We start from the raw sequence: 10571 nt of genomic DNA, 5'->3' as shown, positions 1-10571 counted from the left end.
TGGTCAACAGCGTCGGCGCCGTGGAGCACATTCGCTGCGCCACGCGCGGTGAGGGTGCCTGCGCCTGGCGCGCCGAATGGAAACCCACCGCCGCGCAGGAGTAGCCATGCCCCGCCTCAGCCCCGAGTCGCTCCCCGACATCCAGCGCGCGATCGCCGACGCCGGGCTCGATGGCTGGCTGCTGTACGACTTCCGCGCCTGCAACCCCATCGCCCGCGACTTCCTGGGGATGGTCGAGGCGCACCTGTCGCGCCGCATCTTCGTCTTCATTCCGCCGCGCGGCGTCCCGGTCGCCATCACGCACAACATCGAGCAGGGGGCGTGGCGCGACTGGCCGACCGCCTGGCGACGCGAGCGCTACTCGTCGTGGCGCGCGCTCGACGCGATGCTGCACGAGCTGGTTGGGGGGAAGCGCGTGGCGATGGAGTATTCCCCTGGCGACGCCGTCCCGTACCTCGACCGCACCCCCGCCGGCGTCCTCGAGATGGTGCGCGCCGCGGGGGCGACGGTCGTGACCTCGGGCGAGCTCGTCTCGCGCTTCTACGCCACCTGGACCGCCGATGACCTCGCGGCCCACCGCCGCGCCGCCGAGCACATCGCGCAGGTCGCGCACGAGGCCTTCGCCCACGCCGGCGCCATGGCGCGCGCCGGCACCCCGGTGGCCGAGCACGTCCTGCAGGCGCGGATGATGGACGCCTTCACCCGCGCCGGGCTGGTGACGTATGCGCCGCCCAACGTCTCCGTCGGGGCCAACGCCGCCGACCCGCACCACGACCCCTCCCCCGACCGCCCCGAGGTCATCACCGTCGGGAACGTCGTCCTCATCGACCTCTGGGCGCGCGAGCCCGGGCGCCCGTACGCGGACCAGACGTGGATGGCGATCGTCGGCGCGCCCAGCGAGCGCGCCGTGCGCCTGTGGGAGGCGGTGCGCGATGCGCGCGACGCGGCCATCGCCCACCTCGAGCAGCACATTGCGGCTGGCGACATCGTCCGCGGGGCCGACGTCGATGACGCGGCGCGCGCGGTGATCGAACGCGCCGGCCTGGGCGAGTACTTCACCCATCGCACGGGACACTCCATCGACGCCCGCGAGATCCACGGCTCGGGTCCCAACCTCGACAACCTCGAGACCCGCGACGAGCGGCTCCTCATCCCGGGGGTCGGCTTCTCGATCGAGCCGGGCGTCTACATCCGCGGCGACATCGGCCTCCGCACCGAGGTCAACGCCTACGTCGGCGACCGCGCGCTCGTCATCACCCCGGTCGAGATCCAGCGGGACCTCATCGTTGTCTGAGCTCCGCCGCGAGCTCGGCACCTTCTCGGCGGCGCTCCTCGTCGTCGGGGGGATCATCGGGAGCGGGATCTTCTTCACCCCCGCCGAGGTGGCGCGTGCCCTCCCCAGCGGCGCCTCCATCCTCGCCGTCTGGGTGCTGGGCGGATTCCTGGCCCTGGCCGGGGCACTGACCTACGCCGAGCTCGGGGCCATGCTCCCGGACGCCGGCGGGCCGTACGTCTACATCCGGCGAGCCTTCGGCCCGCTCCCCGCCTTTCTTTACGGATGGATGGTCCTGCTGAGCATCGCCTCCGGAGCCATCGCCGCGGTGGCGATGGGATTCGCCGGCTATCTCGGACGGTTCGTCGCGCTGGCGCCGATGGGAGGGGAGCTGGGCGTCGCCGCCGCCACGATCACCGTCCTTTCGATCACCAACCTCGTCGGGCTCCGCCCTGGCGTCGTGCTGCAGAACGTCCTCACCGGGGCGAAGATCGCCGCCCTGGCGGCGCTGATCGTGGCGGGGTTCGTCCTCTGGAACTCGATGGGAGCCCCGCCGGTCGTGGCGGATGCGCCTCCACCGCGCGCCTCGCTCGCCAGTGGCTTCGCCGCCGCCTTCGTCGCCGTCCTGTTCACCATCGGCGGCTGGCAGCAGATGAACATGGTGGCCGCCGAGATCCGCGACCCCGAGCGCACCATCCCGCGCGCGCTCCTGATCGGCATCCTGATCGTCGTCGCCATCTACCTCGGCGCGAATGCGGTCTACCTGCGCGCGCTCGGGCGCGACGGCCTGGCCGTGAGTCCGGCCGTCGCGGCCTCCGCGGCATCGCGCATGATCGGTCCGTTGGGAGCGAGCTTCATCACGGTCTCGGCGATGATCTCGATCCTCGGCTTCGTGAACGTCGCCATCCTGGCGAATTCACGGCTCCCATATGCCATGGCGCGCGATGGCGTCTTCTTCCGCGCGGTGGGGAAGATCCACCCCCGATTCGGGACCCCGCACGTCGCGATCCTCCTCTGCGGAGGGTGGTCGCTCGTCCTCCTCCTGGCGAGCCGAGGGGAGATCGGTGCGCTCCTCAGCGGGGTGGTCTTCGCCGATTGGATCTTCTTCGGTCTTGGCGCGGCGGCGGTCTTCGTGTTACGGCGAACGATGCCCGACGCACCTCGTCCCTATCGGGCATGGGGCTACCCGGTCGTGCCGGCGTTCTTCGTCCTGGCAGCGGGCTTCGGCGTGTTGAGCGCCTTCGTCGCGGCTCCGCTGACGTCGATGCTGGGAACCGCGATGCTGGCGGCGGGGATAGTAGCGTTCAGGTGGTTCGAGCATGGTGCCGGGGCGTCGCCCTCCGCCGGTTCGGAGCGCTGACTGACCGGACGGTTTATCGTCAGCATGGCAGGGAGGGAGGATGCCGACTTACACGTACGAGACTATTCCCGAGCGCGACGGCGATTTCGTGGAGCGGTTCGAGCTTCGCCAGGGGTTCGATGAGGCGCCGCTCTCGACTCACCCCGAGACCGGCGCTCCGGTGCGGCGCGTAATCTCCGGGGGGATGGGCGTCATGACGAGAGGTGCGGGGGCGGATCTCCCCGATCCGGGAGCTGGCTGTGGCCCGGGGTCGTGTGGTTGCGGCCGGTTCTGATCGATTGATTGCCTGACCGATAAGAAAGGGGCACCCGGTGAGGGTGCCCCTTTGTCGTTTTCCTCGATGCTGAGCTTTCGGTCAGCCCACCGCCCGCGGCTGACGCGACACCGCGTCAGCTCCCCAACCAGAGCCTGATTTCGTAGAGCTCTGGCCGAACGCCGAGTCCGGCTGCGTATGCGGTCTCGACGTCCTCGAGGAGTTCGCGCGGCTCGATCTCGAAATCGTCGCCCACTGAGTTGTAGGTGTGGCTGCTCCACTCCCTGACCCGCACGAGCCCGTGGTATGGCCGCCCGACCAGGAGGAAGCGTTCGGGTTGGCCGGAGTTTCCGGCGATCTGGATCGAGAGGAACTCGTCGGTACCGACGGAGAACTGATCAGGCAAATCCACGGTCGTGCACCTGGGGTCATCCCCCGAGCCGCCGATCGACCACCATGGCGACGAACAGCAGGGCGAGGTAGAGGAGCGAGTACTTGTACGTCCACCAGGCGGCCTTGGTCCAGATGGCCTCGCGCCGGATGCGCATCACGCCGTGCAGGAGGAGGGCGCCGAGGATGGCGGCCGACACGAAGTAGAGGGGGCCGAAGGCGCCGAACGCGACGGGGAGGAGGGTGAGCGGGAGGAGGATGAGCGTGTACCAGAGCATCTGGTTCATCGTCTCGCGTTCGCCCCAGAGGAGGGGGGCCATGGGGACTCCTGCCTTGCCGTAGTCCTTCTGCTTCAGGAGGGCGAGCGCCCAGAAGTGGGGCGGGGTCCAGTAGAAGACGATGAGGAAGAGATAGAGCGCCACCAGGTCGATCGTGCCGGTGACGGCCGCCCACCCGACGAGGGGAGGAAAGGCCCCTGCGGCTCCGCCGATGACGATGTTCTGCGGCGAGGTGCGCTTGAGCCAGCGGGTGTAGATGAAGACGTAGAAGTAGAAGCCGGCCAATGCGAGGCCGGCCGTGAGGACGTTGATGTAGCGTCCCAGGAGCCAGGTGGCGAAGACCGCGAGGGCGACGCCGAAGGCGAGGACGACGATCGGCGCCATGCGCCCGCTGGGGATGGGGCGGAGGCGGGTGCGCGACATGACGTCGTCGATGTCGCGGTCCATGTACATGTTGACCGCGTTGGCGCCGCCGGCCATGAGGTAGCCGCCGATGGAGACGACCAGGACATCGAGCCACGACGGCGTCCCCGCCACGTACATCGGGGCGATGGTCGTGACGAGGAGGAGCGAGATGATGCGCGGCTTCGTGAGGGTGATGAAGTCGCGCATCGGGCTGACCGGGCGCGCGTCGCTCATGTTCGTGGCCCGACGTCGACCGGACGCCCCTCGATGGCGTGGGGGGCGGCGCCGGGCGCGTCCCCGTGCGCGCGCGCGTTCCCCGGGAGGGAGCGCCACGTCCATCCCAGCAGGAGGGCCAGGAGCGCGGCCGGAAGAAGGACCCAGAAGAACTCGCGCACGCGCGCGAAGGTCGATGGCGAGGCGCCTGGTGTCAGCCCGGCGACCGCGGCGCGGACCACGGCAACCTGGGCGACGAGGCAGATCGCGACCGACAGCCAGAAGAGAATCTCGGAGAACGACGCTGGAGGCACGAACGCACTGGCTGGGGAAGGGAGGGGCGGCGCCCCGGGGCGAAAGGTGTATGTGGGGGGACGGGGATTCAACCGCGACGTGGGGACGGGCGACTGTTTCGGCGGTGCGCGCGCGGCGCACGCATTGGCGATTCCCACTCCCCGAACTTGCGCGCGGCGGGTAGCATTGCGGCCATGTCGACACCCCCTCAATCCCCAGAGTCCGCGCCGGCCACCGGCGCGCTCCCGCGCCGCATCGGACTGTGGAGCGCGGTGGCCGTGTGCATCGGCTCGACGATCGGTTCCGGCATCTTCCGCTCGCCCGCCGGGATCGCCGACAAGATCCCGGGGCCGCTCCCCCTGCTCGCGATCTGGGCGGTAGGGGGGATCTTCGCCCTCTGCGGCGCCCTGACGCTGGCCGAGGTGGCCTCGCACATCCCGCAGACCGGCGGGTTCTACGCCTTCCTGCGGGAGGGGTGGGGGAGGCTGTACGCCTTCCTGTTCGGCTGGGGGCAGCTGACGATCGTGCGCGCCGCGGCGTTAGGCGCGATCGCCATCACCTTCGCCGAGTATTTCCTGCGGGTGATCGGCTTCGACCCGACGGTGGCCCCCTACGACCAGTACGCGCGCTACGTGGCGGCGGGGGCGATCTTCGTCACCGCCATCTTCAACATCGTGGGGGTGAAGTGGGGGACGGCGATCACCAACGTCACCACCGTCGCCAAGTTCGGGGGGCTCGCCTTCATCGTCGTGGCCGCGCTCGCCATCGGGCTCCCCAAGACGGGGGGGCACTACACCCCGCTCGTCCCGGAGGGGAGCTTCGTCCTGGGGAGTGCGGGGCTCGCCCTCGTCTCGGTTCTCTGGGCGTATGACGGCTGGGGAGACCTGAGCTACGTGGCGGGCGAGGTGAAGGATCCGCAGCGCAACCTCCCGCGCGCCCTCATCGGGGGGACGCTGGCGGTGATCGTGATCTACTGCCTGGCCAACCTGGCCTACCTGGCGGTGCTCCCGGTCGAGCAGATCCGCGTTTCCAAGCTGGTGGCGGCCGACGTCGCCGAGGTCGTCCTCGGGCGTCCCGGGGTGATCTTCGTCTCGGTCACGGTGATGCTGTCGACCTTCGGGACGTTGAGCGCCGTCCTCCTGACCTCGCCGCGGGTCCTGTTCGCGATGGCCGACGACGGGATGCTGTTCAAGCCGATCGCGGCGGTCCACCCGACCTACAAGACCCCGTACATGGCGATCGCGCTGGTTGCCTTCCTGGGGCTGGTCTACGTCCTCTTCCTGACGTTCGAGAAGCTGGCCGACACCTTCGTGATCGCGATGCTCCCGTTCTATGCCGGGGGCGTGGCCGCGGTCTACCGCCTGCGTGCCCGCCCGGGCTACGTCCCGAAGTTCCGGACCCCGGGCTACCCGGTGGTGCCGGCGGTCTTCCTCCTGTCGGTGGCGATCCTGCTCGGGAACGCGCTGATGGACGAGGGGAGCCGGGCGTGGACGGCGGGGATCTTCGCCGTCCTGCTGGCCGGGATCCCGGTGTACCGGATCTTCGTGACCCGTTCGCGGGGGTGACGTGGCGCCGGGAGGGCGTGACGAGCCGTTTACATTGCTTCCTTACGCCGCTCCAATGTCGAGGGTAGGTTTTCTACTGCCGCGGGCGGCCCTGCCGCCCCCGGCTGCGTGCCGGTGCCGCCCAGCCGGGGGTGCCTGCGCGACTGCAGTGGATCATTAGGTCGGCGTAGTGGAACTCCTCCTACACCCCCCACTTACCAACATGAGACTTTCTCGTCTTCTCGCGGCGCTCGGGGCGATGGCCCTGTCGAGTGCCGGCGCGGGCTGGTCACGCGCGAACGCGCAAGGCGTGACGACGGCGTCGATGACCGGCTCGGTCGCGGCGTCGAATGGTGTCCCCGTCGCGGGTGGCACCGTCCAGGCGGTGCACCTCCCCTCTGGCACCGAGTATCGGGCCATCACCCGCGGCGACGGGCGCTTCACGATCCCGGGCATGCGCGTCGGCGGGCCCTATCGCGTCACGGCCCGGGCACTCGGCTTCCAGCCGAAGGTGCGCGAGGACCTGATGCTGACCCTGGGGGTGTCGACCGACCTGCAATTCGTGCTGGAGCAGGCGGCGACGACGCTCGAAGCCGTGGCGGTGACCGCGACCGCTGGCCCGTTCAGCTCCACGCGAACGGGGGCCGCGACGACGGTCAGCCAGGACGTCCTCGCGACGATGCCGACCATCTCCCGCACCATCGGCGACTTCACGCGCCTCACGCCGCAGGCGGTCGGGACGTCGTTCGCCGGGCAGGACAACCGGTTGAACAACATCACGGTCGACGGCTCGTTCTTCAACAACTCGTTCGGCCTCTCCGGAACGCCGGGGGGACGCACCGGGGTCTCGCCGCTCCCGCTCGACGCGGTCGAGCAGATCCAGGTCAACATCGCCCCCTTCGACGTGCGCCAGGGGAACTTCGTGGGCGCCGGCGTGAACGCGGTGACCAAGAGCGGGACCAACGAGTTCTCCGGCTCCCTCTACGGCGTTCGCCGCGACCAGGACTTCGTCGGCACCAAGGCCGGGAAGCTGGCCTTCAACCCGGGGACGTTCAACTTCGGCCAGATCGGCGCCCGGCTCGCTGGCCCGATCGTGAAGAACAAGCTGTTCTTCTTCGTCAACTACGAGAACGACGGGCTGGAGACACCGGGCACGACCTACCTGGCCAACACCGGGTCGCAGACGGTGGAGGGGAACGTCACGCGCGTCCTGGACTCGGACCTGAAGGCGGTCAGCGATTTCCTGAAGCAGAACTTCCAGTACGAGACCGGGGACTACGCCGGGTGGCAGCTCAAGACGCCATCGACCCGCCTCATCACGAAGCTCGACTGGAATGCGAACACGACCAACAAGATTTCGCTGCGCTACATCCAGCTGGACTCGAAGTCCGACAACCCGATCTCGACCTCCAGCTCGCTCGGCTTCGGCGGGCGGCGTGACAACCTGAACTCGATGTCGTTCTCGAATTCGGGCTACGCGATCCTCGAGAACATCCGTTCGATCGTGGGCGAGGTGAACTCGGTCATCGGGAACAACATGTCGAACAACCTCATCGTGGGTTACACCAGCAACGATGAGAGCCGCGAGCCGAAGGGGACGTTCTTCCCGCTGATCGACGTCCTCAAGGACGGCGTCGCCTACATGTCGTTCGGCTTCGAGCCGTTCACGCCGAACAACCAGCTGCGCTACAACACCCTGCAGCTGCAGAACAACTTCTCGATCTACACCACCGACCACGACCTCACCTTCGGCGTCGCGGCCCAGCGGTACCGCTCGGAGAACGTCTTCTTCCCGGGGTCGCAGAGCGTCTACATCTACAACTCGCTCGCCGACTTCTTCACCGACGCGCAGGGTTACATCGCGAACCCGAATCGGACCACGTCGCCGGTGTCGCTGCGCCGCTTCCAGGTGCGCTACAACAACATCCCGGGATAGAAGGAGCCCTTGCAGCCGCTGGAGGTCATCTATGCCGGCGCCTACGCGCAGGACGAGTGGCGCGTCACCGACCGCTTCAAGATGACGCTGGGCCTCCGCTTCGACGTCCCGAGCTTCAAGGAGACGGGCTTCACCAACCCGCAGGCCAACGCGCTCACGTTCCGCGACGAGAACGGCGCGGCGGCGAAGTACCAGACGCAGAAGCTCCCCGACGCCAACATCCTCTTCTCGCCGCGACTCGGCATCAACTGGGACGTCTTCGGCGACCGCTCGACGCAGGTGCGCGGCGGAACGGGGATCTTCACCGGGAGCCCACCCTACGTCTGGATCTCGAACCAGATCGGGCAGAACGGGATCCTCACGGGCTTCTCCGAGATCAACAACACCACGACCCGTCCGTTCAACCCGAACCCCGACACCTACAAGCCGACGAGCGTGACTGGCGCCCCGGCGTCGTCGTACGAGCTCAACTTCACGAACCCCGACTACAAGTTTCCGCAGCTCTGGCGGACGAACCTCGCCGTCGACCAGAAGCTCCCGTACGGGTTCACCGGGACGCTCGAGTTCCTGTACGGCAAGGACGTGAACGGGGCGTACTACATCAACGCCAACCTCCCGGCGGCGCAGTCCAGCTTCACCGGTCCCGATACCCGGAAGCGCTGGACTTCCAACCGCGTCAACCCGAACATCACGGCGGCCTATGTCCTGAAGAACCAGGACGTCGGGTACTCGTACAACATCACGGCGTCGCTGGAGCGGGCCTTCCAGAACGGCTTCTTCGTGAAGGGGGGCTACAACTACGGCGTGGCGCGCAACACCATCGACCCCGGCTCCATCGCCGGCGGATCGTGGACCAACAACGCCATGGCCAACGATCCCAACAACCCGGGGGTCGGGTATTCCGCCACTTCGCCCGGCCATCGCTCGTTCCTCGCCTTGTCGTACCGCAAGGAGTACCTGCGCATGGGGGCGACGACGTTCTCGATGTTCGCCGAGCGCTTCACGCTGGGCAACACCAGCTACACCTTCAGCGGTGACCTCAACGGCGATGGCGGCTTCTCGAACGACCTCATCTACATCCCGCGCGGCACCAGCGAGATGAACTTCGAGCAGTTCTCCTCGTCGGGGAAGACGTTCACCGCTGCCGAGCAGGCGGCGGCCTGGGAAGCCTACATCCGGCAGGATGACTATCTGAGCAAGAACCGTGGCAAGTACGCCGAGCGTGGCGCCGTCTTCCTGCCACAGGCGTTGCGCGTGGACGCCAGCATCACCCAGGAGCTGTTCCGCGACCTGGGGGGGAAGCGCAACTCGCTGCAGCTGCGGCTCGACATCCTCAACGCGGGGAACCTGATCAACAAGGACTGGGGACTCGGCAGGCGCCTGGTCACCAACCAGCCCCTGATTGCCCGCGGCGCCGACGCGCAGGGGCGCGCACTCTATCGCCTGCGCAACATCGGGCCAAACCTCATCTCGAAGACGTACGAGCAGACGGCGGGAATCTTCGACGTCTATCGTCTCCAGCTCGGCCTGCGCTACAACTTCAACTGAGCCGGTTGGACAACGCATGAACCGAGGAGCAGGGTCGCCTTCCATCCGGGGGGCGACCTTTGCTCATTCGGAGGGCCCACGCGCCTGCCCGGGGTGCAACCACGGCAGCCAGAGCCGTCCGAGCGACCGCCATTGCGGCTGCGTGGCATGATGGCCTTCAACCCGGAACGCCGCGCACCAGGCCGGATGCCCGTCCCTCGTCGTTACGCCCTGCCACGCGCCTCGTGCGCCCCGCGGCGAGGGTCGCGATATCCGCGATTTCCGCTGGTCCCGCTGCTCCCGCTGGTCCCGCTGGTCACCTGGCTTGCGGCGTGCGCCGTGAGCAGGCCGCAATCGGCGCGCCGGGACCATGCGCCACCTCGCCGCGCCATCGTTGTCTCCTTCGACGCCTTCAACGAGCGGCGCATCACCGACACGGTCGATCCGGCGCGGATTCCGGCCATCCGCGCGCTGTTCGGCGCGGGGAGTTGCGCCGTGTCGGTACAGCCGGCCTTCCCGAGCGTGACCGCCGCGGGGCATGCGGCGGTGTGGACGGGAGGGTTCGGCAATGTGAGCGGGATTGCGGCCAACTCCCATCTGCGTCTCCCTTCGGCGGCCCACTCCATTCTCGAGACGGTCAACGGCTTCAGCGTGGCCGGATTGCGCGCCGAGCCACTCTGGATCTCGGCGGCCGCCACGGGGATGACGGTCTTCGCGCACCATGTGACGCAGGCACCCGGCCCGCCGGGCTATCCCGTGGATGACGGGGAGCCGCCCGACACGTTCCGGGTGGCGCGCGCACGCGCCAGGGAGGCGCTGGCGTCGTCGGGGCTCTCGGTGCTGAATGGCTACAACCGCGTCCTGATGGCCCCGCGCGTGGTGACGCAGCGTGACGTGCGCCTGGCAGCGGCGACGGGGTGGCGCGGCGTTTCCGCCGATGGCGCCGCTCGGGCGCTCGAGTTCTCGCTCCCGCTGTCCGGGGACGCGCTGGTACGCGGCGACACGCTGCACATCCTGGTGCGCGTGTGGCTGGCGGGCGATTCGGCGCAGCTGTACGCGGGGTTCGCGAGGGACCGCTCTCGCGCGGTTCGCGTGATG

General features: G+C 68.5%; 7 protein-coding genes and 2 pseudogenes. 6 read left to right on the top strand and 3 right to left on the bottom strand.

Translation table 11 applies throughout. The features are described 5' to 3' along the window. The first annotated feature begins 106 nt into the window (after positions 1-106). Genes ABS52_18595 through ABS52_18585 form a run of 3 tightly spaced genes read left to right on the top strand, consistent with a single transcriptional unit; the run spans position 107 to position 2907 of the window. The gene (locus tag ABS52_18595) at positions 107-1294 is read left to right on the top strand and encodes a hypothetical protein (GenBank protein ODT00401.1); all 1188 of its coding nucleotides are present in this window, start codon (positions 107-109) and stop codon (positions 1292-1294) included. Next, positions 1287-2633: a hypothetical protein gene (locus tag ABS52_18590; protein ID ODT00400.1), complete on the top strand. Its 1347-nt coding sequence runs from the start codon at positions 1287-1289 to the stop codon at positions 2631-2633. The genes ABS52_18595 and ABS52_18590 overlap by 8 nt, the downstream gene beginning before the upstream one ends. A 40-nt stretch (positions 2634-2673) precedes the next feature. Continuing rightward, entirely contained in the window at positions 2674-2907 is a 234-nt protein-coding gene (locus ABS52_18585; GenBank protein ODT00399.1) for a hypothetical protein, read from the top strand. A gap of 115 nt (positions 2908-3022) precedes the next feature. Here the strand turns inward: ABS52_18585 and ABS52_18580 are convergent, their stop codons facing one another. From ABS52_18580 to ABS52_18570, 3 genes are read right to left on the bottom strand one after another with little or no spacing between them, the layout of a single operon-like run. Continuing rightward, a complete protein-coding gene (locus ABS52_18580; GenBank protein ODT00398.1) occupies positions 3023-3298 on the bottom strand; it encodes a hypothetical protein in 276 nt (91 codons plus the stop codon). A 16-nt stretch (positions 3299-3314) separates the two neighbouring features. Next, positions 3315-4193 (bottom strand): protoheme IX farnesyltransferase, encoded by an 879-nt coding sequence (locus ABS52_18575; GenBank protein ODT00397.1) that lies wholly within the window; start codon positions 4191-4193, stop codon positions 3315-3317. Continuing rightward, the gene (locus ABS52_18570) at positions 4190-4486 is read right to left on the bottom strand and encodes a hypothetical protein (protein ID ODT00396.1); all 297 of its coding nucleotides are present in this window, start codon (positions 4484-4486) and stop codon (positions 4190-4192) included. The genes ABS52_18575 and ABS52_18570 overlap by 4 nt, the downstream gene beginning before the upstream one ends. Before the next feature lie 252 nt (positions 4487-4738). On the opposite strand from ABS52_18570, the gene ABS52_18565 reads away from it, so the two are divergent. The 3 genes and pseudogenes from ABS52_18565 to ABS52_18555 all read left to right on the top strand — a co-directional run bounded on the left by ABS52_18565 (position 4739) and on the right by ABS52_18555 (position 10571). Continuing rightward, entirely contained in the window at positions 4739-6031 is a 1293-nt protein-coding gene (locus ABS52_18565) for a hypothetical protein (GenBank protein ID ODT00395.1), read from the top strand. 202 nt (positions 6032-6233) lie between these two features. After that, positions 6234-9494 (top strand): annotated as a pseudogene (locus ABS52_18560) (TonB-dependent receptor). 186 nt (positions 9495-9680) lie between these two features. After that, a pseudogene (locus tag ABS52_18555) lies at positions 9681-10571 on the top strand (hypothetical protein).

The sequence above is a fragment of the Gemmatimonadetes bacterium SCN 70-22 genome (assembly GCA_001724275.1).
Taxonomy (GTDB): domain Bacteria; phylum Gemmatimonadota; class Gemmatimonadetes; order Gemmatimonadales; family Gemmatimonadaceae; genus SCN-70-22.
This window is presented reverse-complemented; position numbering and strand designations above follow the sequence as displayed.

Coding starts and splice junctions, on each gene's coding strand:
- ABS52_18595 (ODT00401.1), top strand. CDS start 107: ATGCCCCGCCTCAGCCCCGAGTCGCTCCCCGACATCCAGCGCGCGATC.
- ABS52_18585 (ODT00399.1), top strand. CDS start 2,674: ATGCCGACTTACACGTACGAGACTATTCCCGAGCGCGACGGCGATTTC.
- ABS52_18575 (ODT00397.1), bottom strand. CDS start 4,193: ATGAGCGACGCGCGCCCGGTCAGCCCGATGCGCGACTTCATCACCCTC.